Raw genomic sequence first — 24,656 nt, forward strand, 5'->3', positions numbered from 1 at the left:
GGCATGTCCCTTGCTTTGTCCCGGGGGAGGAATACGGACGTTGGCCCCCCTCGGCGAACGACTGGCCAGTGGTCCGGAATCGCGAACTAATTCCGCGCCTTGCCGGTCAATGACTGCACGATCCAATCAGGCGGTGACGCATCATGGACAACCCTTTTCAACTGATTACCGACACCTTCACCCCGCAATACCAGGTCAACCTGAGCATCCAGGGCCTGGACGGCAGCATCATGCTGACCTTGTCCGAAGGTGGCCGGGTGGTGGCCAAGCGCATGATCAGCGCGGCCCAGCGCAATGATCCGCAGCGCATCAAGCGCCTGGTGCAAAGCATTCAGTTTGGTATCGCCATCGAGCAGGGCCACAGTGCCGTGGCCATTCTCGAAGCCATGACCAACGGCGACAGCCTGGGCCTGCCGCCGCCCACCGGCCAGAAGCTCGCGCCGCCGGCCCTGAGGTTCTAGAGCTCGCCCTTCTCCACTTCCGGGTGTTCGCCGGAGCCCGCGCCGATCTTGCGCTGCGGATGCTCGATCTTCACCGAAGGGAACTGCGACGAGGCGTAGCGCACCACCAGGATGGCGAAGGCCAGCAACAGGATGCCGCCGCACAGGTAGATGATGCCCAGGTCCGGCGGGTTGTGGTGCGAGACGTTGGAGATCAGCAACCGGGTCAACGCGGTGATCGCCACGTAGATCAGGAAACGCACCGGCATGTGGTTGGTCTTGAAGTAGATGCCGACCATCGCCCCCAATTCCAGGTAGATGAACAGCAGCAGGATGTCATCGATCTTGATGTGGCCCACCTCGATCATCTGCAAAAATTCCATCACCGCCGCCCAGGCGGTCACCGCACCGATGGCGAACAGCGCCAGGTAGTGGAACGACTCGACGAACAGGTTGCCCAGGGATTCGGCCAGTTGGTGGACGTTCTGTCGCAGGTTCTCGGCCCAATTGATTTTCACGATGGTTTTTCCTTAGGTCGTTTCGACCGGATGATGCGGATTGGACGTGACGGTTGTTCTGCATGCAGAAAAAAGGCCAGGAGCCTTCAATGAGATGGTGGCCGCCGGCAACGAGGCACGGCCTGGTAACAATCGGCCCGGGAAAAAAATTGCGTCTACATTAAAAAGCCACTATCCAAGGGAAAAGGTTTCGCCTATTCTCTCGACCTGTATATAGATACAGTGTTTATACAGACCCATTATCGTGAAGGCATGTGAGGTGGTGAATGGCCGTCGAAGTGGTATACCGCAGCAGCCGAGATCTGGAGCGCTTGTTCATGGATAAAGCCGAAGCTGACCGTCATGACAAAATGCTCGAACTGGCTGAATTGCTCGCTGAAGTGTTGCACAAAGCCGTGCCGTCGCTGAGCGAACAGCAGGTGGAAGAAGCCGGGATCTACATGGCGAAGAACCGCGATGTGTTCGCCAAGGCGTTCAAGAGCCAGCCGGACGCGTTGTCCGAGTTGCTCAGTGCCCCCGCTCCCGTAGTGGAGGCTGTGGCAGAGCCGCAACCTGTTGAAGCCGAGGCGCCAGCCAAACCGGCGAAAGCGGCCAAGGCCGCAAAATAGGCTTTACGCGAATTGAATAAGCCCTGTGCCCCTGGCACAGGGCTTTTTTCATGCCTGCGAAGGCAAGAGTGGCACTTGTGCGGTGGCCGGTTCAAGCGCTGTCGCCCCTGGCGGATCAGGCAATTCGATAGCGTTGCGATGCAGCAGGGAAGTGATCTTGCCCAGGAAGGCCAGGGGCATCTCAGTCGAGTCGCCATACAGGTCAACCATTCCCACCTCAACTGCGCTGTCAACGATGCAGGAGAACGCCTCGACCTCTTCAGGCGCTATCAAGGCGACAAGCTCCTGGGGCCAATCATCTCCGCGACCATTGAGTGCCAGCAGCGCCCCGGCTCTCTCCCACGCCAGTAGATCGCCCTTTGGCGGGTAGCCCTCAAGGTGCTTTATCAACTCATCGATGGACGGGTGAGCAATGCCTTTTCGTTCGCAGTAAACCGCCAGGCATGCCGCTGCGTACAACTGCAGTTGCCTGATGGAGCAGCCAGTCAATGGTGGGGCCATATCTGGCGCTGTCATTGCGCGACGTCCCAGACCCTGGAGCCTGCGGAACAAAAACCTGATGCGATATCCATGGCTTCCAGAATTCGGTCCTCCAGCTCTTCTGATGCGCCAGGGCGGAGTGATGCCAGATGCTTGTATACGGCCTCTGCGCAAAAGCCCTTGTCCCGGTATGCCACAAGAACATCACGAACCGCCTGAAAGTCCGCCCCCGCCCGCAACAGGCAGGACAACTGCTCATCCAGCCCGGTCTCCAGCGCTTCACGCATCGTCGATACATTCCTTGTCAGTGGGCACTTCGCAGCCGGATGGTACACAGAGCCTGGCCAAGGGTTAAGGCAAGAATGCCTAGCGGTACAGCACCCGTTCCGCCAGTTCATCGGCCACTCGCGCCGGGGAGCGCTTTTCGGCCTGGGCGTGGGCGAAGATTTCCGTCAGCCGCTGGCTGATCTTCGACAGGTGGGCGGTGATGACCGGCAGTTCCGTGTTGCGGTGCTTGAGGGACACATAGATCAGCCCCCCGGAATTGATCACGTAGTCCGGCGCATAGAGAATCCCGCGGCGCTCCAGTTGATCGGCCACCTGCAGGTTGGTCAGTTGATTGTTGGCCGAACCCGCCACCGCCGAGCAGCGCAGTTGCGCCACGCTGAGGCTGTTGAGCACCGCCCCCAGGCCGCAGGGTGCGAGGATGTCGCAAGGGGTGCTGAGCAGAGAATCGTTGGCGATGGGATGGGCGCCCAGTTGCTCCATGGCCAGTTGCACCTTGCCGGCATCGATATCACTGACCAGCAACTCTGCCCCGGCAGCGTGCAACTGCTCGGCCAGGGCATAGCCGACGTTGCCCAGCCCCTGGATCGCCACCCGCAGGCCTTCCAGGTTGTCGCTGCCCAGGCGCGCCATGGCGGTGCTGCGAATGCCGGCGAACACTCCCATGGCGGCATGGGGGGCCGGGTCGCCCGCGGCACTGGTGCTGGTGACGTAACGGGTCTGCTGGGCGATGCAGTCCATGTCGGCCACCGAGGTGCCGCTGTCGATGGCGGTGATGTAGCGCCCGTCCAGTTGCTCGACGCATCGGCCGAAGGCTTCGAACAGGGCGGCGCGGCTTTCCACATGGGCGGGGCGGATGATCACGGCGGTACCGCCCCCCTGGGGCAGGCCGGCCAGGGCGGCCTTGTAGCTCATGCCCTGGGCCAGGCGCGCGGCATCCGTCACGGCACTGCTGTCGTCGGGGTAGGCGAGGTAACGACAGCCGCCCAGGGCGGGCCCCAGGCGGCTGTCGTGGATGGCGATCACTGCCTTCAACCCGGTACAGGGGTCGACGCTGAGGTGCAGCGATTCAAGGCGGGTACTGTGCATGAGAGCGAACATCGACGGGCTCCCGAATCACTTCTTGTAGACGCCAGTATAGGCTTGCGCCTGGAATTTGCTGCGCCGCGCAGGAATAAGCCCCGGGGTTTTGCAGGCTTTGGGAAATAACCTGCTACCACGCATTTCAACACTGGACGAAGCTTCGTCACGAGGCTAAAACGAGGCATCCGTCGGAGATCGAGATGAACCCGCGCCAAGCTTTTTTCGCCTGTCTGCACCGCTCGCCACCCGCCCTGCTGGAAGCTGCCCTGTGGATTGCCGCCGAGCATGATCCCCAGGTGGTGCCCGGCCTGTTGCTGGAGGAGTTCAAGCAACTGCAGCAGCAAGTGGGCAGCAGCCTGCCGACGCTGCCGGCGAACGAGCTTGGCCAACCGCTGTTGCGCCGGCTCAACGACCTGGGTTTCCAGCAGGACGAACACCTGCCCCTGCGACCCCAGGCTGCGTTGATGGACAAGGTCCTGGAGCGTCGGCGCGGCCAGCCCCTGGCCCTGGCCCTGATCGCTCTGGAGCTGGCGCAGCGGCTGCAGGTGCCGCTGGCGGGGGTGAACTTTCCCGGGCACTTCCTGCTGCGGGTGCCCGGTGCCGACCACCTGCTGGACCCGTGCGGTGGGCGGCGGCTGTACCCCAACGATTGCCGGGAACTGCTGCAACGCCAGTACGGCGCCCATATCAAGCTCAGCGCCGAGCACCTGGCCAGCGCCGAACCGCTGCAGATGTTCCAGCGCCTGTCACGCAACCTGCGCCAGTTGCACCTGTCCTACGACGACCACCTGGGGGCCCTGATCAATGCCGAACGGGTCCTGGAAATCGGCAACGGCAGCGCCGCCGACTACCTGGCCCGGGCCAGCCTCTACCAGCGCCTGGAATGCCCGAATGCCGAACGCTTCGACCTGGAGCACGCCCTGCTGCTCAGCGACGATCCGATCCAGCGCCTGCGCCTGACCGAACGCCTGGGGCACCTGCCGCCCAACACCATCGTGCACTGAATCCCCCCGCGGTTCCGCGCCTGCCGTGCAACAATGCCCGCCGCCCACCCGCCTGCTGCAAGGATGAAAAAGCATGAACAGCGCCGAACGCTTCCTCCAGGATTTCCACCAGCGCCACCCCGGCACCACGCCACCGGCCTTCGCCGGGCTGAGCCTGGCAGGGCGTGGTTCCTCCTACGACATACTGGCAACCACCCTCAAGGCCCTGCCACCCGAGGCGCGGGTGCTGGACCTGGGTTGCGGCGACGGTTTCCTGCTCGACCTGCTGGCCAGGCACCACCCCACGGCACGGTTGCTCGGGGTCGACATGAGCGCCACCGAATTACAGGCGGCCCATGTGCGCCTGGCGGGCCGGGGCCTGCTGCTGGAGGAGCGGGCGCAAGCCCTTTCCCTCGCCAGCGCCAGCGTCGACGCGGTGCTTTCCCACCTGGCGCTGATGCTCATGAGCGATATCGAGCAGGTGCTGCAGGAGGTTCATCGAGTACTGGTCCCCGGCGGCCAACTGTCAGCGGTGGTCGGCCGGGAATTTCTCCTCGGGGAACTGGGCCAGCACTACCTGCAGGTGTTCCGCGCCGCCGCCCGACGCGACCACCTGGCGCACCTGCCCCTGGTGGACCCACGGGCGCAGTCGGAGGATGGCTGGCGGCAACTGCTGGGCCGGCACTTCACCGCGCTGCACTTCGAAGACCTGGACCTGCCCTGGACGCCAACCTTCGAGGAACTCTGGGTTGCCCTCGGCGACACCTACGACCTGGATCGCCTGAGCCCTGCCAACCGCGCCAGGATGAAGCAGGAACTGCACGACGCCACCCGGCACTTGCAATGCGCCGACGGCACCCTGCCCACCGGCTGGGGGCTGTTGCTGATACAGGCCAGGGCCGCATGACAGCAGCGCCCGGGCTCTGGCAGGATGGGCGGCTAACCCCAGGGAACGGACACAGCATGCTCATCAGAAAAGCCCACGGCGCCGACGCACAACGGGTCTTCGACATTCGCAACCAGGCCATCAACCAGCAGTGCGCCGGCCACTACCCCGAAGCGGACCTCCAGGTCTGGACGGCTGGCGAACTGAGCGACTACTTCATCGAAGTGGTGGAAAACACCGGCCATGTCGCGGTCATCGACAATCAGGTGACCGCCAGCGGCATGCTCGACCTGGAGACCGGGCAGGTCGACGCGGTGTTCGTCGACCCGGCCTACATGGGACGCGGCATCGGCCGCAAGATGATGGAGTACCTCGAAGAACGGGCGCTGGAAGCCGAGTTGCCCCACCTGATCCTGGATTCGACCCTCAACGCCGCCGACTTTTATCGCCGCTGCGGCTTCGTCGGTGAGCGCATCGCCCAGTACCAGTCGCCCCGGGGCCTGACCCTGGCCTGCGTGCCGATGATCAAGCACCTGGCACGCTGAACCCCCCTGCCCCTCAGGACTTGAGCGGCGCCTGCCGTTGCGCGGCCGGCCCCGCCTCACCCGAGGCCGACGCCAGGGGCGAACGCACCTGGATGATCAACAACGCCGCAAGCAGGGCCGGAATCGCGCAGAAGAAGAAAATCTGCTGCACCGGAATATGCATCGCCAGCAGCATGCTGCCGAACAGCGGACCGAGGATCGAACCGAAACGCCCCACGCCCAAAGCCCAGCCGGTGCCGGTGGCGCGTACCTGGGCCGGGTAGAAGTTGCTGGCGAAGGCATTCAGGGTCAACTGGCCACCGATGATGCAGAAGCCCGCGGCAAACACGAACACCACCAGGTAGCGCGGGTTGTCGTGGTTCAACCCCAGTAGCACGGTGCACAGTGCGGCGGCGCTGAGCACCGCGGCCAGCAGGCGCACCTTGCGTTTCAGGCGGTCGGCGAACCAGGCCATGCAGATCGCGCCGAGGGTGCCGGCGAAGAGGAACATCGAAGTCACCAGGTTGGCCTGCTTCAGGGCCAGGCCACTCTCCAGCAGCAGCGTCGGCAACCAGCTGATCATGAAATACAGCAGGATCAGGCTGACGAAAAAGGTCGCCCAGATCAGCAAGGTCGGCCGTGCATAGCCGTGGCGGAACAGCTCCAGCACCGTGAGCTTGCTGTCCACCTGCTCACCGCTGTTGAGCACTGCGGCCGGCGGTTGCCAGTCCGGGAGCATCTGTGCGGTGACCTTGCGCAGCCGCGCATAGGGCGGCGCGTCCCGCAGCAGGCGCGGCAGCGATTCGGGCAGGCGCCAGAGCAGGAAAGGAAACAGCAGCAGCGGCGTGATGCCGCCGGCGAGGAACACCGCTTCCCAGCCAAAGCGATCGATGAAGCCGGCGGCAACGAAACCACCCGCCGCGCCGCCAAAGGAGAAACCGCAGGCGGCCAGGGTCACCATCAGGGTGCGCAGGCGCGGCGGCGAATATTCGGACATCAGCGCCATCGCGCTGGGCATCGCCCCGCCCATGCCGATGCCACAGATAAAACGGGCGGCCATCAGGCTTTCAAGGGAATTGGCGAACACCATCAGCACCGTCAGGCTGGCGTAGATCAGCACGCAAGCGAGCAGGATCCGGCGCACGCCAAAACGGTCCGCCAGGGGCGTCACCGCCAGGGACCCCAGGGTCAGGCCCAGCAGGTTGGCGCTGAACACCGGGCCGAAGGCGGCCTTCTCCAGCCCCCAGTCCTGGGCCAGGGCCGGCACCACATAGCCCAAGACCTGGGCGTCGTAGCCATCGGTGACCAGCAGCAAGGCGAGAAGCAACAAGAGCAACCACTGGTAGCGGGACACCGGGCGGGCGTCGAGCGCAGCACGAAAGCTGGCAATCTGATTTTGCATCGCAAGGTACCTGTTCGGTTTTTTATGGTTATGGGCAGCAGTGTTGCGCAGGTCACAGGCGGTGACCGCTCAGGCCCCGTTGCGGGGCCTGGGTGATGCGGATGCCACGCTGCCCCGGATACCGGGCAGCGTGCAGGTTCAGGCTGGCGTATCCGGCTGGTTGGCCGGGTGCGCGGCCTGGAACGCCGGGTGCTCGGCGGCCAGGGCCGCGACCCGGAGGATCCGCGGATAAGCGTCCAGGGACACCTTGAAACGCTCGGCCGCATACAGCTGGGGAATCAGGAACACATCGGCCAGCCCCGGCTCATCGCCAAAACAGAAGCCCTGGTCGCCGATCAGTTGCTCCAGGGCCGCCAGCCCCTGGCTGATCCAGTGGTCGATCCACACCAGCAGTTGCGCTTCCTCATGACCCCATTCCCGTAGCAGGTTCTGGGTGCTGGAGTTGTGCAGCGGATGAATGTCGCAGCCGATGATCGCGGCAACCGCCCGTTCCCGGGCGCGGCTGACCAGGTCCGTGGACAGCAGCGGCACCTGTGGATAACGCTCCTCCAGGTACTCGATGATTGCCAGCGACTGGATCAGCAGGTCGCCGTCATCGGTCCGCAGGGCCGGCACCCGGCCCTGCGGGTTGATCTCCAGGTACTCCGGCTGGCGATTCGCACCGCCCTTGGGCACCAGCAGATTGACCGGTATGGCCTGGAACTCCAGGCCCTTGAGGGCCAGAGCGATGCGCACCCGGTAGGACGCAGTGGAGCGGTAGTAGGTATAGAGCTGCATGGGGGCTCTCCCTTAACGTGCCGGCTGGACCGTGCCACGGCATTCGCCGAAACCGATGGAGGCGAAACCCTCACGGCTGCAACGCCCGCGCAGGATGATTTCATCGCCGTCCTCGAGGAACTTGCGCACCTCGCCGGACGCCAGTTCGATGGGTTTCTTGCCGCCTTCGGTGATCTCCAGCAGGCTGCCGAACTGGCCGCTCTCTGGGCCGGACAAGGTGCCCGAACCGAACAGGTCGCCGGCCTGCAACTGGCAGCCGTTGACGCTGTGGTGCGCAACCATCTGCGCCACGGTCCAGTACATGTACCGGGTGTTGCTCAGGGTCAGGCGGTGTGCCGGCAGGCCCTGCTCGCGCATGGTGCGAGTGGTCAGCAGCACTTCCAGTTCGATGTCGAAGCCACCGGCGGCCTGGTCGCGCTTGTCCAGCAGGTACGGCAGCGGTTGCGGGTCGCCTTCAGGGCGCGGGGCCTGGGCCTGGCGGAACGGCTCCAGGGCCTCGGCGGTCACCACCCAGGGCGAAATGCTGGTGATGAAGCTTTTCGACAGGAACGGGCCCAGCGGCTGGTATTCCCAGGCCTGGATATCCCGCGCCGACCAGTCGTTGAGCAGGCAGAACCCGGCGATGTGTTCGGCGGCGTCGCCAATGGCGATGGGCTCGCCCATCTCGTTGCCCTGGCCGATCCAGATGCCCAGCTCCAGTTCGTAGTCCAGGCGCGCGCAGGGGCCGAAGGTCGGTTCGGACTGCCCGGCCGGCAGGGTCTGGCCCTTGGGCCGGCGCACGTCGGCACCGGAAGTACGGATAGTGGATGCGCGACCGTGGTAGCCGATCGGCACGTACTTGTAGTTGGGCAGCAGCGGGTTGTCGGGGCGGAACAGCTTGCCGACGTTCTGCGCGTGTTCGATGCCCACATAGAAGTCGGTGTAATCGTTGATCTTGGCCGGCAGGTGCATCTGGCAGTCCGTGGCCAGGGGCAGCAGTTTCGCCCCCTGGGCCTCGATCTTGCCGCGCAGGCTGCTGCCTTCGCCGAGCAGTTCCAGCAGGCGTTCGCGCAAGGCGACCCGGGCCGGGCGGCCGAGTTCGAAGAACGCATTCAGCTGGCCGCCACGGGCCGCCTGCACCGCAGCCTGGGCCTGGCCTTCGAACAGCCCGGCATCCAGCGCCGCTTCCAGGTCGAAAATCTGTTCGCCAATGGCGACCCCGCTGCGGGGCGCCGAGCCCTGGGTGCTGAAGACGCCCAGGGGCAGGTTCTGCAACGGGAAGTCGGGGTGACCGTTGGCGGACTCGACCCAGCTACGGGTGATGGTGGGCAAGGTCATGGGTTATCTCCGATTCGGGGTGAAGGTGACGGGCAGCGAAGCCCAGCAAGCATCGTAGTCGTTCTGCAGCTCTGGGCACTCCAGGGCGAACTGGCTCGGGCGCAGCACCTGGCTGGTCTCGAACATGAAGGCCATGGTGTTGTCGATCTTGGCCGGCTGCAACTGGGCGTTGATCGCCTTGGTGCAGGTTTCGCCGTCCGGGCCGTGGGCGCTCATGCAACTGTGCAGCGACGCGCCGCCGGGCAGGAAGCCTTCGGCCTTGGCATCGTAGGCACCCTGGATCAGGCCCATGAACTCGTTCATCAGGTTGCGGTGGAACCACGGTGGACGGAAGGTGTTCTCGGCCACCATCCAGCGTGGCGGAAAGATCACGAAGTCCAGGTTGGCCAGGCCCGGCACGCTGGTGGGCGAGGTCAATACGGTGAAGATCGACGGGTCCGGGTGGTCGAAGCTGACGGTGCCAATGGTGTTGAAACGACGCAGGTCGTATTTGTACGGCACGTTGTTGCCGTGCCAGGCCACCACGTTCAGTGGCGAATGGTCGAGCTCGCAGCCCCAGAGCTCGCCGAGGTACTTCTGGACGAGCGTGGTGGGCTGGCGCAGGTCTTCGTAATGAGCCACCGGGGCCAGGAAATCCCGGGGGTTGGCCAGGCCGTTGCTGCCAATCGGCCCAAGGTCCGGCAGGCGCAGCGGCGCACCGTGGTTCTCGGCGACGTAGCCACGGGCTTGCGGGTCCAGCAGTTCGATGCGGAATTTCAGCCCGCGAGGCAGCACGGCGATTTCCAATGGCTCCAGGTCCAGCATGCCCAGTTCGGTGACGATGCGCAGGCGACCCAGCTCCGGCACCAGCAGCAGCTCGCCATCGGCATTGAAGAACACCCGCTCCATCGAGCGGTTGGCACGGTAGTGATAGACGCTGATACCCGCCGGCTTCTGCGCCGCCGAGTTGGCCACCATCGCCACCAGGCCGTCGATGAAATCGGTGGGCTCGCTTGGAATCTGCAGGGGGCTCCAGCGCAGTCGGTTGGGGGTGACCTCACCCAGGGGGCCGCCTGCCAGCTGGCGCGCAAGCTTGGCGAAAGCCGGGTGTTTGGCCGAGGGCTGGATGCGGTACATCCAGGTACGCCGGGCTTCGCTGCGGGTCATGGTGAAGGCGGTGCCGGAAAACAGTTCGGCGTACAGGCCATAAGGGGCTTTTTGCGGGGAGTTCTGGCCGACGGGCAGCGCCCCTGGCAGGGCCTCGCTGGCAAATTCGTTGCCGAAGCCCGATTGGTAGCTGAGGGCCGACGCCGAAGAATCGAGGTTCATGGAGCCTCCTGGAAGTTGGAATAGGCAGGGGCCCACCACTCCCTCACAAGAGCTATCGGCACGCCTGGGTTATTTTTATCGTAATCCAATTACGCATAACGTAATTTGATTGCCCAGGAGCGTCAAGCTATAAAGACCGCCACTTGTCACGGGACCCCAATGCCTCCATGGAAAAGCCGCGCAGCATCAGCGACAGCACCGGTAAACAGAAAGTCCGCTCGGCCGAGGTCGGTACCGACATCCTCAAGGCCCTGGCCGAACTGTCGCCGGCCACTTCCCTTTCGCGCCTGGCCGAACATGTGCAGATGCCGGCAAGCAAGGTGCATCGCTACCTGCAGGCCTTGATTGCCAGCGGCTTTGCCGAACAGAACAGCGCCACCAATCACTACGGCCTGGGCCGCGAAGCCCTGCGGGTAGGCCTGGCCGCCCTGGGCAGCATGGACGTACTGAAAGTCGCGACCCTGCCCCTGGCGGAACTGCGGGACGAATTGAACGAAACCTGCTTCCTCGCGGTGTGGGGCAACCAGGGCGCGACGGTAGTGCATATCGAACCGGCGGTGCGGGCGGTGACCGTGGTCACTCAACTGGGCTCGGTGCTGCCACTGCTCAGTTCATCCACCGGGCTGGTGTTCAACGCCTACCTGCCACAGCGCGAAACCCTCGACCTGCGCCAGCAGGAACTGGCAACCGGCAGCCCCCACGCCCTGGCCGACAAGCAGGTGCACGATGCCCTGGCCGAGCAGATTCGCCAGCGCGGGCTGCACCATGTCCACGGTTTGCTGATGCCCGGTGTCGATGCCCTGTCGGCGCCGGTGTTCGATGCCACCGGCAAAATCGCCGCGGTGCTGACCGTGGTAGGGCCGACGTCGCTGTTCCACGCCGATGAACATGGGCCCGCAGCCCAACGTCTGCTGGCGGCCAGCTCTGCAGTGAGCTGGCGCATGGGTTATCAGCCGCAATAACCGCTAGTACTCAACTCATCAGCCCCAGGGCCTGGGCCTTGGCTACCGCCTGGGTACGCCGCTCCACCCCCAGTTTGCTGTGAATCCGGCGCCCGTGGGTCTTCACGGTATGCAGGGAAATGAACAATTGCTCGGCGATCTGCTGGTTTGAACAGCCCTGGGCGATCAGTTGCAGCACTTGCAGTTCCCGCAGGCTGAGCAGGCTTTCGCGGTTTTCCAGGGGGCCTGCCGATGACGGCGTCTGCAGCGTTTCCCCCGCAGCCAGCAAGAGTGGTTGCCGCAGGCGCAGTTCGTGCAGTGCCTGCGGCAGGTTGCATCGCTGCACCAGTGCCTGCCCCGCCTGCAATGCTTCCTGCGCCAGAGCCGGGTTGCCTTGCAGGTGGGCGACCTCGGCCAGGGCCAGTTGCACCTCGGCCTCCAACCCCTGCATGCCGTGGCGTTGGGCCCGGGCCAGCAGCCCCTGCAAGGTAGCGATCGGCGCCTGGGCCCGCCCCAGGTGCACCTCGGCCAGCACCAGCAGGTATTCGATCCCCGGAATCAACTCCAGGGTGGCCGGTGGCGCCTGTAGCGCCTGGGGGCCGCGAAAGTGCCGGAGCAAGCGGCTCAAGGCCTCCTGAGCCAGCTCCGGTCGCCCCTGTTGCAGCCAGAGCTGGCTGCTGACCTGCAACAGCACGCCCCGGTACACCGTGTCGGGAATCTGCCGCTGCTGCATCAGCCGCTCCGCATCCCGCAAGCGCACGAAGGCCTGGGCATAATCACCCTGGTTGGCCGCCAGTTGGGCCTGGCCGAGGAAACCATACAAGGCACGCTTGTCGTGGCTCAGCAGGCAATCCTCGAGGCCGCTGCGAAAGTAGCCGGCCGCCTGCTCTGCATGCCCCTGGCGCAAGGCCAGGCGACCGAGACGCAGGGCGATGCGACCGAGCAGCGGGGTCGCCCGCAGCGCCTGCATCGACAAGCGCTCACAGACCTGCTCCAGCAGGCTCTGGGCCCGATGCGGCGCGCCCCTTTGCTCCAGCAACTGGGCATGGTCCAGTTCCAGCAGGCCTTCGAACAGCTGGGCATCCTGGGCCCGGGCCAGGCACAGGGCTTCACGATTGAGGGCCTGGGCCACATCCAGCTCCGCACCCAGCAGGGCCTGCTGGGTCAGCCCCGACAGGCACAGCAGGCGGGTGGTCCAGGCGCTGTCCGCCAGCTCATCCAGGGCCTCGATAAAATGCTGCCGCGCCGCCACCATCCGCCCGCTCAGGTGCAGCAGCCAGCCCTGCTGTGCCTGCCAGCGGGCCAGCAACTGACGCTGCTGCGCTGCCGAGGGCTGGGGGGCGAACCGGGCCATCTGCGCCATGCACTGCCCCGCCTGCTCGAAGCGCCCGGCAAACAGCATGGCCGCAACCAGCAGCCCCACCAGGTGCGGCGACACCAGCAAGAGTTCGCCACCGTGGCGCTCATGCAGTTGCAGCAACAGCAGCGCATTGTCCTGCTGGAACAGGAACTCGAAACTGAAATGCTCCAGCAGGCTGACCGCGACTTCATACTCTTGGGCCCGCAGCGCCTGCTCAAAGGCCGACTGCCAATCCTCCTGGGCAATGAACCACTGGCAGGCCCGGCGATGCCAGGAGCGCCCGCCCGGCCAGGCCTCGTCGCGCATCAGCCGGGCCAGCGGCGGAAACACCTGGAGCCAGTCGCCGCCACCGTCCCAGGGTTCGATGAAGCAGGCCATGTCCTGCAAGGTCCGCAGGTACTGGGCACCCTCCCCGACGCCGAACAGATGCTCGCACAGCTCGGCGTTGAAACGTGGCAGGTGCGCCAGTACTTGCCAGACTTGCGCCAGCTCCGCCGGCAGCACGCTGAACAGCTCGTGCTCCAGGTACTCCAGCAAGGTATTGGGGCGCCCCGGCTTGCAGGGCTGAATCGTCAGCTCGCTGCCTTCCAGCAAGGCAATGCGCACCCCGGCGCACCAGCCGCCACTGCGTTGCAGAATGCGACTGGCGGTCTGCGCACACAGGGGTTGCGGCAGCCGTTGCAGCAGTTGCTCGATCTCGGTCTGGCTGAATGCCAGTGCCGGGCCGTCCAGCTCGAACAACTGATCGTCCAGCAGCAGGCGTGGCCAGTTGCACAGGGGCCGGCGACGGCAACCCAGCCACCAGGTCAACTGCGGGTTGTCCAGGCTCAGCAGGCGATCGAGCAGCAGGTCCAGGTCCGCAGCCGCGACCCGGCAATAGTCATCGATGAAGATCCAGGCCGGCGCCTGCAGGTGCGCCAGGTGCTGCAGCACCGTGGCTTCGTCATCGCGTTCCAGCCCCAGGGCCTGGGCCAGGGCAGCGCACAGCCCCTGCGGGCTATGCCGCCCGCCGGACAACGGCAACCAGCTCACCCGGCAGGTCTCTGGTGCCTGTTGCAGGCACTCAGCCAGCAGCGCCGTCTTGCCGCTGCCGGCAGGCGCGCAAAGCAGCTTGACCCGCGCACCGGAGGCCAGCAACGGCGCGCTCAGGCGGCTGCGGGAAAAATGATGGGAGGACAAACGGGGCATGAACCCGGGACGCTCTGGACAACGAGTCATGGCGGTCATTGCGGCGTGCCTTTTTATAGTTTTAGCCAGCGTAGCCCCACCCTAGCCCCGACCTCCCGGCCAGTTGAAGAAGTATTCAGCAGGCTGATCAGCCCCCATAAAAAAACCGACCAGGCAGTCGGATAACTGCCAGTCAAGAGGAACGCAGTATTGCCGCGACTGTGGCGAGCAAGCTCGCTTGCCAGGACTGGCCGCCCTAAAAAACCGCACGCCCCAAGAGCGTGCGGCTCGACCATTACTCCACTGCAACCCAAGAGGCGCCTAGCGCACTCCGCTGGCGCGCAGGGCCGCCGGGGTGTAGTCGGCCGCCTTGGCGGCAAAGCCGAACTCCAGGCTGTGCTTCTCTTCGTTCTTCATGCCCAGGGCCAGGTAACGGCCGGCGTTCAGGTCATACAGGGCCTCCAGGGTGTAGGCCGGTACCTGGTGGTCGTAGTAGTACTGCGCATGACCTTCGGCTACCCGCCACAGTTGGCCGCGTCCGTCATAGTGGTCGACCAGGGCCACCTGCCAGCTATCCTCGTCGATGTACATGTGCCGAGTGGCGTAGATGTGCCGCTGGTTGGGCTTGACCGTGCCCACCACTTCCCACACCCGGTGCAGTTCATAGCGGGTCAGGTCCTGGTTGATGTGCCCGGCCTTGACGATGTCGTCGTACTTGAGGCTCGGGGAATCCAGCTTGTAGCTGTTGTAGGGGATGTACATCTCCTTCTTGCCCACCAGCTTCCAGTCGTAACGGTCGGGAGCACCGGAGAACATGTCGAAGTTGTCCGAGGTGCGCAGGCCGTCGGCGGCGGTGCCCGGGCCATCGTAGGCCACTTGCGGGGCGCGGCGCACGCGACGCTGGCCCGCGTTGTAGATCCATGCCGAACGCGGTTCCTTGACCTGGTCCAGGGTCTCGTGGACCAGCAGCACGTTGCCCGCCAGCCGCGCCGGGGCGGTCACCGACTGCTTGAAGAAGTTCTGCACGTTGGCCGCCTTGGCCGGGTCCAGGTCCGGGATCAGTTGCGGCGCCGCCACCTCTTCCTCGAAACGGATCGAGGTGTAGCTGCCGTTGGTCTGCGGGGTGACCTGGGTGACGATGCGCTTCTGGTTGCCGCCGTGATAACGGGTCAGGTGGTTCCACAGCACCTCGATGCCGTTCTTCGGAATCGGGAAGGCGTAGTAGCGGTTGCCGGTAAAGTTGGCCAGGCCGTTGCCGTCGTTGGTAGTGGTCACGCTCAAGGCGCTGCGCTTGGCCGACTCGTAGATCTCGGGTGGCAGGCCGACGCTGCGGTGAGTGGGGTAGACCGGGATCCGGTAGCTGTCCGGGTAGCGCTTGAACATCGCCACCTGGCCGTCCGAAAGCTTGTCCTTGTATTTGTCCACCGTCGCCGCGGTGATGATGAACAGCGGTTTTTCATTGGCGAACGGGTCGGCGAGAAAGCCCTTGCTGTCCACCGCCCCGGCATTCTTGGGAATGCCTCCGGTCCAGGCCGGGATCGAGCCGTCGGCATTACCGGCTTTTTCCGCACCCACCGGGGTCAGGCTGGTTCCCAGCCTGGCGGCTTCTTCCGGGCTCACGGCGGCCATCAGGTTGGCCGCCCACAACCCCAGTGCCAGGGCGCTGCATTGCAGAATCATCTTGCGCATTCAAATGCTCCTTCTTGTGCCGGTTCAGAAGTTCACGCCAAAGCTCAACGCGAGGAAGTCCCGGTCGGTCAGGGTGTTGTAGCGCCCGCCAAAAAAGTCGGTGTAGCTGAGGCTGGCGGTGTAGGTGTTGCGGTAGTCGGCATCCACGCCAACGCTCAGGGCCTTGGCGCCCTGGTTGAACAGGCCGTTGGGCCCGTAGCCGTTGACGTCATGGGACCAGGAAAGGTTGGGCTTGAAGTTGATGCCGGCGATCACGTTGCTGTAGTCGAGGATGGCCCGGGCGCGATAGCCCCAGGAGGTGGCCGTGACGAAACCGTCGGTGTCGCCCCCATAGCCGTATTGGCCGTACACCGAGTCCCGGCCGTAGCGCAGCTTGCTCTTGTCTTCCAGGCCTCCGACGTGGACCACTGCCGCCTCGCCCACCAGGGTCAGGCGGTCGGCCCCCAGCACCTGATCGAAGAACTGGGTCATGGAACTCTGGATCTGAGTGATTTCCTTGCGCCGGTAGCCGGTGTTGTCAGCCCCCATGGCGGTCTTGATCGGCGACGCCGCGCCCCCGGAAATAGGGTTGAGCAGGGCCAGGGTCAGGTCGTTGGTGTTGACCTGCACCGGCGCGTTGGGCCGATAGCTGATCTCGCCGGTCCAGGCGGTGCCGGTGGGCAGGGTGGTGGAGAAACTGGCGCCATACAGGCGGATGTCTTCCGGGTATTCGAGGTAGTACTGGCCACGGCCAAGCATCACGCTTTGCACCAGGCCACTGCCAGAACCCGGAACGATGCCGTTGGCGACGCCGGCAATGGCGCCCAGGGTCGCCGCGCTGACATTGGCCGTGGTGGTACTCACCACCGGGCTGCGGGAGTGGTAGTTCATGAAGTACAGGCCGTACTCGGTGTCATCGCCGAGCCAGCGCAGGGCGGCGCCCCACTGCCCGGAGTCGCGGGCATCACGATCACCGCCACGGGGCAGGATCACCCCTTCGCGGGTCACCTGGAAGCCCTGGCCGAAGGCCGCCGCCACCGGCTGCAACGGCGCGATGGCCGGGCTGCCGACGGTGTAGCCGGTGGTGCAGCCATCGGCCACCACGTCGTTGCCGAAGAAGGTGCCGCAGTTGTCCACCACGGTCTGGTCCCACTCCAGCTGATAGAAGCCTTCCACGGTCAGCTGGTTGGTCAGGCCCTGGGACGCGAACAGCATGTTCACCGGTACCAGGCCTTCCTTGATTTCGGCGCCGGGGCGGCGAAAGGCCGAGACATCCACAGGGTTGATGCTGTTGATGGAGTTGCCGATGAAGGTGCTCTCGCCCCAGCTGACCACCTGCTTGCCGGCACGCACGGTACCCGGCAGGTCGGCAATGGAATAGTTGTGGTAGACGAAGGCATCGAGGATCTGCGCCCCCGAGGACTTGGCGCCCTCCTTGCGGTTGTGGTCGCTGATGGGCTTGAACTCGCGGTCTTCGTCCTTGAGCTCGAAGTCGTACCAGTACTTGCCGCGAACGAAGACCCCGGTGTCGCCGTACTTGAGTTCCAGGTCATGCAGGCCCTTGAAGATCTTCGAGAAGGTTTCGCCCTTCTTGAAGTTCAGGCGGCCATCGTCGCCAGTGGACGACTGGGCGGTACCGCCATTGACCGTTCCGACGAAGGCGCGGTCGGCATTGCGCATGCCCCAGCTGGCACCAACCGATAGCGACGAGTCGAACTGCCCTTCGATTTCCCCGATGTTGAACGACACCGCCTGCGCCTGGGCGCAGCAGCCCAGCGCCACCGCGACGGCCAGCGCCTGCGGTTTGAAGATGGCGCGCATTGTTATTCTTGTCATGCGTCTTCCCCGGTGAGTGACAGGAGGCCTCACCCTACTGCCGGGGTAGCACGGTCGATAAGCGCACCAAGGAGGTATTCGCGCTGTCACTCGAAGGAATTAGTGCCCTTGCCATCACGGCCGTTCAAGGGGTTATCCAGCGGCTGGATGCAGGCTTATCAGGGGCGTCGATGCAGGGGGATGACCGGGGCGAAAAAACGCTCAGACTGTTGCTCAGGCTGTAACAGTCCTTGTCCTGAATCGCTATTTTTCCGTACCCGGCCAGGGCTTATTCTTCACTCGCAGTCACGGCAAACAACCGCTTGCCACTGACCTTGCAAGTACCGGGCACGAACTGTTCCCGGGAATGATTTCCAGCCGTTTGAAGGCGTGTGATTCAAGCTGCTGCCCCTGGTTCACCGACGTTGATTTTGTAGCTCCTTGATCTAACGTCTTGCTTCGGCCGCTGCTCTTGCAGCGGCCTTTTTTATGCCTGGAACACCAGAGGAAAGTGGCAACTACGCCGCGTCATCCTCGCTCTCGTCGTAATGAAACTTGTGCAGCAGACGGTGCGCCACTGGGGACAGGATCAAGCCCAGGGTGGCAGCGAAGACCAGGTTGGTATAAAGCCCGTAGCTGGCAAAAAACAGTTTGCCACCAGGGGTTTGCGGCATGTTGATGGGGCCGATGCCGCCGAGGATCATGGCCGCGTCATACAAGGCGTCATGGAAGGAAATGTCTTGTTCGAAGTACAGCAGGCCGCTGATACCCAGCAGCACCGAGAAGATGATCAGCGCCAGCACCACCAGCCCATGCATGCATAAACGGCGGATGAACAGCAGCCGCGACAATACCGGCTGATCCTTTGACTCATACATATGCAGCACTCCCTGTTCGTTCGCGGACCGTCGAGCATAGTGACGAACGCTGCAGGAGTAAAACCGCCGGGGCCAGGGCCCGGCGGGGTGATGCATCCAGTGCTGAAAACCCGGCGCACTTAGCGCCAGAAGCCGGCCCCTATCACCCAGGCACAGGCGATAGGGGATGGACAAAGGGGCGCTTCAGAGGGCGTACTTTTGCAGATTCTGCATCATCTCCTTCAACGCCTCGATATTGTCCTTGGGGTGAGCCGCGCCCTCGAAGTCGCAGATCTGCTGCCAGTGGGCCGCCACGTCTTCCGGGGAAAAGCCCTGGCGAGGATCGAAGCCGGCGCCCAGGCTGCGCTCCCAGCGCACCTTGCCGATCCAGCCCCCGCCCACTTCGAACAGGCCGGAGGTTTCCTGGCACTGCTCGCTGCCCAGGTACACCACCAGCGGGCTGACCAGTTCGGGCTTGAGCTGCTCGAACACCTGGGGCGGAATCAGCCCCTCGGTCATCCGCGTGCCGCCGGTGGGCGCGATGGCGTTGACCAGGATGTTGTTCTTGCGCCCTTCGATGGCCAGGGTCCGGGTCAGGCCGTACAGGCCGAGCTTGGCCATGCCGTAGTTGGACTGGCCGAAGTTGCCATAGATGCCCGAGGTGGAAGCGGTGAAGATCACCCGCCCATACCCCTGGTCGCGCAGGTGTGGCCAGGCGGCGCGGGTGACCTTGTAGGCCCCCTCAACATGCACCCGATACACCAGGTCCCAATCGGCGTCCTCCATCTTGTGGAAGGTCTTGTCCCGCAGGATCCCCGCGTTGTTGACCACCACATCGACCCGACCAAACACATCCAGGGCGTTCTGCACGATCTTTTCACCGTCGGTGACCGAGTCATGGCTGGCTTCGGCGATACCGCCGGCCTCGCGGATCTGCGCCACCACGCGGTCGGCGGCCGAAGCGCTGGCGCCTTCGCCCTGGGCCGAGCCGCCGAGGTCGTTGACCAGCACCTTGGCGCCGTGCCGGGCGAACAGCAGTGCATGGGCCCGGCCCAGGCCACCGCCGGCCCCGGTGACGATCACCACTTTATCTTCCAAGCGCACAGACTCACTCATACCGAACTCCAGCAGGGCCAATGGACAATGCTTCGAGTGTCAGGCAGCCAGCCTTTGGTCACAATAAAAACGTTTTGACCTGAATGGTGCGCAATAAGGCAGCGGGATAATCGCCTTGCCCGCTCAAGGCCGCGGGGTTCAGGAACACGCCAACCGTGATGATGGCGACAGCAGATTGTCGCGAAACTCCAGGTAATGCTTGAGCACCGCCAGGGGCGCTTCGATCTGCGGGTAATGCCCGATGCTCGGCAGCAGCACCGTGTCGGCCCGTGGGATCAATTGCCGATAGCGCTCCACCATGTGTGCCCCGGAAATCGGGTCCAGGGCACCATCGATCACCCGCAGGGGCACCTCGCCGCGCTGCATGGCACTGACCCAACGTTCACGCCGGGCCCGGCGTTCAGGGATATAGCCGATCAGCTTGTGCAGGATTCGCGGGCCATCGTTGCTCTGCACCAGGCTCCAGAAATCATCCAGCACCGACTCGCTGGGGCGGTTCTGGGGGCCGAATATCTGCCGGAAACTCTTGGCCAGGCCCTGGCGGCTGAACGTTCTCCCGAGCATCCAGCCCAGCGGGCTGAGCAGCAGCTTCTGGGTCAGCACCGGGCGATGGGTTTCCGGGAACAGGCCGCCGTTGAGAAACACGCAACTGGCGATATCGATCCGCTCTTCGTAGTGCCGGGCCAGCAACTCCTGGGCAACGCTGTCGCCGTAGTCGTGGGCCAGCAGATGCACCGGCTCGGCGATACCCAGATGGGCCAGCAGCGCCTGCTGCAGGTCAGCCTGCTCCAGCAGGCTGTAGTCATGCTCCAGGGGCTTGGCCGAATCACCGAAGCCCAGCATATCGCAGGCGATCACCTGATGATGCCGGGCCAGGGGCTGCCACAGGTAGTGCCAGTCCCAGCTGGCGGTGGGAAAGCCATGGATCAGCAGCAGCGGCTCGCCCTGCCCGGCCACCCAGTAACGGATGCGCTGGCCGCGAAAGAGCAGGTCATGTCCGCGTGTACGCCACACGCACAGCGGGATCTCGGCAATAGGCATCAGAGTGTGTAACCCGGGTCGAGTTGATCGAGTTTGCGCAGCAGGGCCGGCCAGGCCAGAGCGCCGCCCATGCCCTGAGCGCTGCGGGTGACACCAGCGATCATCGCCCTGGCCCCGGCCAGGATCGGCGCAGGGATGGCAATCAGCTCGGCGCCGCCGTTCTGCGCCAGCACCTGGATCTCGCAGGCGCGCTGGAAGGTGAACATCATCAGGAAGGTGTCGGCGATGGTCGCGCCGCAGGTGAGCAGGCCATGGTTGTGCAGCATCAGGAAACTGTTGTCCCCCAGGTCGGCCTGCAGCCGGACCTTCTCCTCGGGGTTCAGGGCCACACCTTCATAGGGGTGGTAACCCAGGCTCGACAACACGAACAGCGACTGCTGGCTGATGGGCAACACGCCCTGCTTCTGCGCCGACACCGCAACCCCGGCCGCGGTATGGGTGTGCAGCACGCAAACCACATCGTGACGCACCGCATGCACCGCGCTGTGAATGGTGTAGCCCGCCGGGTTGATCTCGTAGGGGCTGTCCATCAGCTTGTTGCCGGCCTGGTCGACCTTCACCAGGCTCGACGCGGTGATCTCGTGGAACATCAGGCCAAACGGGTTGATCAGGAAATCTTCGGTGCCCGGCACCTTGGCGGATATGTGGGTGAAAATCAGGTCGTCCCAGCCATGCATCGCCACCAGGCGATAGCAGGCGGCCAGGTCCACGCGAGTTTGCCACTCGATGGCGCTGACCTGGTTTTTTACACTCGGTGTCGATTGAACGGGGGCTAGGCTCACGGCAAGGACCTCGGTGATGGTTCTTATAGGAAGAGGACCTCCAGAGTCTAGACAGCTCACGCCGCTGGCGGAGTTGCATTGGCAGCCAGCTTGATGGCCGTGCGGGTCAGCCGGGAATCAGGCCCTGGCCCGGGGCTTGCGCGTCAAAGCAACGACGCCAGCAAAGGGGCGGCGAACAGGTTCAGAAGCCCGGTCAGGACCATCACCAGCCCTGCCACCGAACCTTCTTCGCCCCCCACCTCATGGGCCCGGCTGACCCCTGCACCATGGGCCCCGACGCCAAACAGGGCGCCGCGGGCCAGGGCGCTGCGCAGCGGCAGCCAGCGCAGCAGCACACCGCCGAGCATGGCCCCGAACACCCCGGTGAACATCACGAATACCGCGGTCAGCTCGGGTACGCCGCCCAAGTCATGGGCCAGGGGCATGGCGAACGGCGTGGTGATGGAGCGCGGCACCAGGGACAGGGTCACCGAGCTGTCCAGGGCCAGGGCCTTGGCCAGGCCGAACGAGCTGCCAATGGAAGCCGCGCTGCCCGCCAGCATGCCCAGCAGCAATGCCGACCAGTGGCGCATCAGCAGTTGCCGCTGCTGCCAGATGGGAATGGCGAAGGCCACGGTCACCGGCCCCAGTACCAGCATCAGCCAGTGGGTGTTGGCGGCGTATTCGGCGTAGGCAGTGTGCAGCGGCACGGCGACCGCCAGCAGCAGGGCCGGCACCAGAATCAGCGGCGACAGCAGGTAGCGCCCGGTGCGCCGGTAGATCCAGCGGCTGAACAGGTAGGCGCCCAGGGTCAGGGCCAGCCAGAACACCGGCATGGCTTCAAGCTTCATGGCGCATCCTCCAGCGGCACACCAGTTCCACGGTCAAGGCTGTCACCAGCATCACCAGCAGGGTGCTGACGCCTATTACCAGCAGTATCCGCCAGCCGTCCTGGCGCAGCAGGCCGCCGTAGTCCAGCAGGCTCATCAGTGCGGGAATGAAGAACAGCAGCATCTCGGCCATCAACAGGCCGGCCCCCAGCTGCAGGGCCGCCGGCTTGACCCAGCCCAGGGCGAAGGCCAGCAGCAACAGCGCAAGGCCCATGACCCCGCCAGGAATCGGCCAGGGCAGCCAGCTGGCCAGTTGGCAGCCGAGAAAATAGATGGCCAGCAGCACCGCCAGTTCAAGAATCAGGCGGCCCAGGCGTTTGCAGGGGGAAATGTTCATGGTGGTTCGGTCCTCTCAGGGGCTTATTTTATGAAAAGCCCCATCATTACCGAAGCGAATTGTTAGACTGGAAGCCATTCCAATCTGGAATCACCGCCATGGATTTCAAACAACTGCGCAGCTTTGTCGAGGTGATCCGCCAGGGCGGCTTCACCCAGGCGGCCAGGACCCTGCACATCAGCCAGTCGGCGGTCAGCAAGCAGATCGCCCAGCTGGAACAGAGCCTCGGCACGCCCTTGCTGGAGCGCCAGGGTTCGCATATCCACCTCACCGCCGCCGGCAACGTGGTGCTGCAACGGGCCGAAGGCATGTTGCGCCTGCGCCACGAACTGCTCAGCGAACTGGACGACCTCAGCCAACTGGCACGGGGGGAACTGCGCCTGGGGCTGCCGCTGCTAGGCAGTGACGCGCTGTTCGCCAGCCGTTTTGCCGAATACCGCCGGCGCTATCCGAATATCCAGGTGCAGTTGCTCGAAGGCGGCAGCCTGAATGTCGAACAGGCGGTGCGCAACGGCGAACTGGAACTGGGGGGCAGCCTGACCCCCAAGGACCCGGCGTTCGCCTACCAGCCCTTCTGCGATGAACCGCTGGATGCCTTGCTGCCCGCCGATCACCCCTTGGCGATGAACGCCCTGGTACGCCTGGAAGAACTGGCGGACACGCCGTTCCTCCTGTACCAGCGCAGTTTCGTGCTCAACGACCGGCTGTTGCAGGCCTGCCAGCAGGTGGGTTTCACCCCCAGGGAAGGCGGGCGCAGCGGCCAGGCGGATTTCCTGGCAGCGCTGGTGGCCGCCGGCCAGGGCGTGGTGCTGTTGCCCAGTGTGGTGGCCCGTGGCCTGGTGCGGCCTGGGGTGGTGCGCCTGACCTTGAAGGCGCCGGACTACCTGCGATGGGATATCGCCTTCATCTGGCGCCAGGGCGCTTATCTGTCCAAGGCAGCGCAAGCCTGGCTGGCGCTGCTGCGGGAACAGCCGGTCAACCCCGCAGGGCGCTGATCAGCTCGGCCAGCCAGGGCTCGGCGTCGGTTTCCGGGGTCACGCTCTCGCTGGCGTCCAGGCGCAGCATGGGCAGCACTTCCTGCACGCCCAGCTCGGCGAACAGCTCGCGCATCTGCTCGCCACCGCCACAGAAGGTATCGCCGTAGCTGGAATCTCCCAGGCCGATGACCGCTCCGGGCAACCCGCGCCAGGCGGCGGGCAACTGATCGCGAATACTCGAATACAGCGGCAGCAGGTTGTCCGGCAACTCGCCCATGCCGGTGGTGGAGGTCACGGCCAGAAACGCCTGCGGGGCGAAGGCCTGAAGCTCGGCCAGAGTGGCGCGCGGGTTGTGCCAGGCCTCGAAACCTGCGGCGTTGAGGAGTTTGGCGGCATGCCGGGCGACTTCTTCAGCCGTGCCGTACACCGAGCCGGAAAGGATGGCGACTTTCATCAATCTGATCCTGAAGCTGACTAAAAGGCTGGGATATTAACAGCTACGGAGTAAAATCCCGCCTGTGCCGCCACCTCTGCTGCAAAGCGCTGGTGGACAGCGGGCCAGCCTCTCTTACACTCCAGCACTTGCTGATCGAAAGCGGAACTTCAGGATGATCAACGCTCATCTGCTGCAACGGATGATCAACGCCTCCAACGACGGGATTGTGGTCGCCGAGCAGGAAGGCGAAGACAACATCGTGATCTATGTGAACCCGGCCTTCGAGCGGCTGACCGGCTACAGCGCCGACGAAGTGCTGTACCAGGATTGCCGCTTCCTGCAATCCGGGGACCGTGACCAGCCAGGCCTGGAAGTGATCCGCCAGGCCCTGCGACAAGGCCGCCCGTGCCGCGAGGTGCTGCGCAACTACCGCAAGGACGGCAGTCACTTCTGGAATGAGCTGTCGATCACCCCGGTATTCAATGACAGTGATCAGCTGACCTATTTCATCGGCGTGCAGAAAGACGTCAGCGTCCAGGTCAAGGCCCAGCAACGCTTGCTCCAGCTGGAGCAGCAACTGGCCGAAGTGCAAGCTGAACTGGCCGCCCTCAAGGCGACCAGCGGCCACTAATAAATCGCGGAATTCGTGGTCGTAGGGATATTCCCCGCCGATTTGTCC

25 protein-coding genes and 1 pseudogene are annotated in these 24,656 nt (G+C 64.4%); 8 read left to right on the plus strand and 18 right to left on the minus strand.

Annotated elements, in window-relative coordinates:
- Positions 1 to 143: 143 nt before the first annotated feature.
- The gene (locus A9971_RS15170; RefSeq protein ID WP_011059331.1) at positions 144 to 461 is read left to right on the plus strand and encodes a DUF3509 domain-containing protein; all 318 of its coding nucleotides are present in this window, start codon (positions 144 to 146) and stop codon (positions 459 to 461) included.
- Here A9971_RS15170 and A9971_RS15175 read toward each other — a convergent pair.
- Positions 458 to 958, minus strand: a complete 501-nt coding sequence (locus A9971_RS15175; protein ID WP_011059330.1) for a phosphate-starvation-inducible protein PsiE — start codon at positions 956 to 958, stop codon at positions 458 to 460. The genes A9971_RS15170 and A9971_RS15175 overlap by 4 nt on opposite strands.
- A gap of 266 nt (positions 959 to 1,224) precedes the next feature.
- Between A9971_RS15175 and A9971_RS15180 the strand changes: the two are divergent.
- Positions 1,225 to 1,479, plus strand: a pseudogene (locus A9971_RS15180) (YebG family protein); the annotation flags it as partial.
- A 135-nt stretch (positions 1,480 to 1,614) separates the two neighbouring features.
- Here the strand turns inward: A9971_RS15180 and A9971_RS15185 are convergent.
- From A9971_RS15185 to A9971_RS15195, 3 genes are all read right to left on the minus strand, one after another.
- Complete coding sequence (locus A9971_RS15185) at positions 1,615 to 2,082, minus strand: hypothetical protein (RefSeq protein ID WP_244868166.1); 468 nt, start codon at positions 2,080 to 2,082, stop codon at positions 1,615 to 1,617.
- Positions 2,079 to 2,333, minus strand: coding sequence for a hypothetical protein (locus tag A9971_RS15190; protein ID WP_041774068.1), 255 nt, complete (start codon positions 2,331 to 2,333; stop codon positions 2,079 to 2,081). Before A9971_RS15190 ends, A9971_RS15185 begins: the two co-directional genes overlap by 4 nt.
- Positions 2,334 to 2,412: 79 nt before the next feature.
- Complete coding sequence (locus A9971_RS15195; protein WP_011059327.1) at positions 2,413 to 3,432, minus strand: Glu/Leu/Phe/Val dehydrogenase dimerization domain-containing protein; 1,020 nt, start codon at positions 3,430 to 3,432, stop codon at positions 2,413 to 2,415.
- A gap of 182 nt (positions 3,433 to 3,614) precedes the next feature.
- Between A9971_RS15195 and A9971_RS15200 the strand changes: the two genes are divergently transcribed.
- The 3 genes from A9971_RS15200 to A9971_RS15210 all read left to right on the plus strand — a co-directional run bounded on the left by A9971_RS15200 (position 3,615) and on the right by A9971_RS15210 (position 5,828).
- Positions 3,615 to 4,418 (plus strand): SirB1 family protein, encoded by an 804-nt coding sequence (locus A9971_RS15200; RefSeq protein ID WP_011059326.1) that lies wholly within the window; start codon positions 3,615 to 3,617, stop codon positions 4,416 to 4,418.
- Positions 4,419 to 4,491: 73 nt separating this feature from the next.
- Entirely contained in the window at positions 4,492 to 5,304 is an 813-nt protein-coding gene (locus A9971_RS15205; protein WP_123430080.1) for a class I SAM-dependent methyltransferase, read from the plus strand.
- Between the two features lie 56 nt (positions 5,305 to 5,360).
- A complete protein-coding gene (locus tag A9971_RS15210) occupies positions 5,361 to 5,828 on the plus strand; it encodes a GNAT family N-acetyltransferase (protein WP_015634198.1) in 468 nt (155 codons plus the stop codon).
- Positions 5,829 to 5,841: 13 nt separating this feature from the next.
- On the opposite strand, the gene A9971_RS15215 is transcribed toward A9971_RS15210, so the two are convergent.
- From A9971_RS15215 to hmgA, 4 genes are all read right to left on the minus strand, one after another.
- The gene (locus A9971_RS15215; protein WP_183001349.1) at positions 5,842 to 7,209 is read right to left on the minus strand and encodes an aromatic acid/H+ symport family MFS transporter; all 1,368 of its coding nucleotides are present in this window, start codon (positions 7,207 to 7,209) and stop codon (positions 5,842 to 5,844) included.
- A 138-nt stretch (positions 7,210 to 7,347) separates the two neighbouring features.
- Positions 7,348 to 7,986, minus strand: coding sequence for a maleylacetoacetate isomerase (maiA, locus tag A9971_RS15220; protein WP_019093360.1), 639 nt, complete (start codon positions 7,984 to 7,986; stop codon positions 7,348 to 7,350).
- A gap of 12 nt (positions 7,987 to 7,998) precedes the next feature.
- Positions 7,999 to 9,303 carry a fumarylacetoacetase gene (gene fahA / locus A9971_RS15225; protein ID WP_183001348.1) on the minus strand — a complete coding sequence of 435 codons (1,305 nt, stop codon included), beginning with the start codon at positions 9,301 to 9,303 and terminating at the stop codon, positions 7,999 to 8,001.
- Between the two features lie 3 nt (positions 9,304 to 9,306).
- Positions 9,307 to 10,611 (minus strand): homogentisate 1,2-dioxygenase, encoded by a 1,305-nt coding sequence (hmgA, locus tag A9971_RS15230; protein ID WP_183001347.1) that lies wholly within the window; start codon positions 10,609 to 10,611, stop codon positions 9,307 to 9,309.
- A gap of 167 nt (positions 10,612 to 10,778) precedes the next feature.
- Between hmgA and A9971_RS15235 the strand changes: the two genes are divergently transcribed.
- Complete coding sequence (locus tag A9971_RS15235; protein WP_011059320.1) at positions 10,779 to 11,573, plus strand: IclR family transcriptional regulator; 795 nt, start codon at positions 10,779 to 10,781, stop codon at positions 11,571 to 11,573.
- 10 nt (positions 11,574 to 11,583) lie between these two features.
- Here the strand turns inward: A9971_RS15235 and A9971_RS15240 are convergent, their stop codons facing one another.
- The 9 genes from A9971_RS15240 to A9971_RS15280 form a co-directional block, all read right to left on the minus strand.
- Entirely contained in the window at positions 11,584 to 14,139 is a 2,556-nt protein-coding gene (locus A9971_RS15240; protein ID WP_183001346.1) for a LuxR C-terminal-related transcriptional regulator, read from the minus strand.
- 261 nt (positions 14,140 to 14,400) lie between these two features.
- The gene (locus tag A9971_RS15245) at positions 14,401 to 15,768 is read right to left on the minus strand and encodes a DUF1329 domain-containing protein (RefSeq protein ID WP_077933360.1); all 1,368 of its coding nucleotides are present in this window, start codon (positions 15,766 to 15,768) and stop codon (positions 14,401 to 14,403) included.
- A gap of 24 nt (positions 15,769 to 15,792) precedes the next feature.
- On the minus strand, positions 15,793 to 17,583 hold the full coding sequence (locus A9971_RS15250; protein ID WP_015634190.1) for a DUF1302 domain-containing protein: 1,791 nt from the start codon (positions 17,581 to 17,583) through the stop codon (positions 15,793 to 15,795).
- 497 nt (positions 17,584 to 18,080) lie between these two features.
- Positions 18,081 to 18,440 (minus strand): hypothetical protein, encoded by a 360-nt coding sequence (locus tag A9971_RS15255; protein ID WP_019093356.1) that lies wholly within the window; start codon positions 18,438 to 18,440, stop codon positions 18,081 to 18,083.
- A 183-nt stretch (positions 18,441 to 18,623) separates the two neighbouring features.
- The gene (locus A9971_RS15260; RefSeq protein WP_011059315.1) at positions 18,624 to 19,535 is read right to left on the minus strand and encodes an SDR family oxidoreductase; all 912 of its coding nucleotides are present in this window, start codon (positions 19,533 to 19,535) and stop codon (positions 18,624 to 18,626) included.
- Between the two features lie 138 nt (positions 19,536 to 19,673).
- Positions 19,674 to 20,576, minus strand: a complete 903-nt coding sequence (locus A9971_RS15265) for an alpha/beta fold hydrolase (protein WP_019096053.1) — start codon at positions 20,574 to 20,576, stop codon at positions 19,674 to 19,676.
- Positions 20,576 to 21,358 carry a class II aldolase/adducin family protein gene (locus A9971_RS15270; protein ID WP_011059313.1) on the minus strand — a complete coding sequence of 261 codons (783 nt, stop codon included), beginning with the start codon at positions 21,356 to 21,358 and terminating at the stop codon, positions 20,576 to 20,578. Before A9971_RS15270 ends, A9971_RS15265 begins: the two co-directional genes overlap by 1 nt.
- A gap of 143 nt (positions 21,359 to 21,501) precedes the next feature.
- On the minus strand, positions 21,502 to 22,188 hold the full coding sequence (locus A9971_RS15275; RefSeq protein ID WP_011059312.1) for an LrgB family protein: 687 nt from the start codon (positions 22,186 to 22,188) through the stop codon (positions 21,502 to 21,504).
- On the minus strand, positions 22,178 to 22,564 hold the full coding sequence (locus A9971_RS15280) for a CidA/LrgA family protein (protein WP_053156401.1): 387 nt from the start codon (positions 22,562 to 22,564) through the stop codon (positions 22,178 to 22,180). The genes A9971_RS15275 and A9971_RS15280 overlap by 11 nt, the downstream gene beginning before the upstream one ends.
- A 98-nt stretch (positions 22,565 to 22,662) precedes the next feature.
- Here A9971_RS15280 and A9971_RS15285 point away from each other — a divergent pair, with 98 nt between their 5' ends.
- Complete coding sequence (locus A9971_RS15285) at positions 22,663 to 23,559, plus strand: LysR family transcriptional regulator (RefSeq protein WP_183001345.1); 897 nt, start codon at positions 22,663 to 22,665, stop codon at positions 23,557 to 23,559.
- On the opposite strand, the gene A9971_RS15290 is transcribed toward A9971_RS15285, so the two are convergent.
- Positions 23,540 to 23,995 carry a flavodoxin gene (locus A9971_RS15290; protein ID WP_015634186.1) on the minus strand — a complete coding sequence of 152 codons (456 nt, stop codon included), beginning with the start codon at positions 23,993 to 23,995 and terminating at the stop codon, positions 23,540 to 23,542. The two genes, A9971_RS15285 and A9971_RS15290, sit on opposite strands and share 20 nt — an antisense overlap.
- Positions 23,996 to 24,149: 154 nt before the next feature.
- Between A9971_RS15290 and A9971_RS15295 the strand changes: the two genes are divergently transcribed.
- Entirely contained in the window at positions 24,150 to 24,608 is a 459-nt protein-coding gene (locus A9971_RS15295) for a PAS domain-containing protein (protein WP_011059308.1), read from the plus strand.
- Positions 24,609 to 24,656: the final 48 nt, after the last annotated feature.

The sequence above is a fragment of the Pseudomonas sp. UME65 genome (genome assembly GCF_014170225.1).
Lineage (GTDB): Bacteria > Pseudomonadota > Gammaproteobacteria > Pseudomonadales > Pseudomonadaceae > Aquipseudomonas > Aquipseudomonas protegens.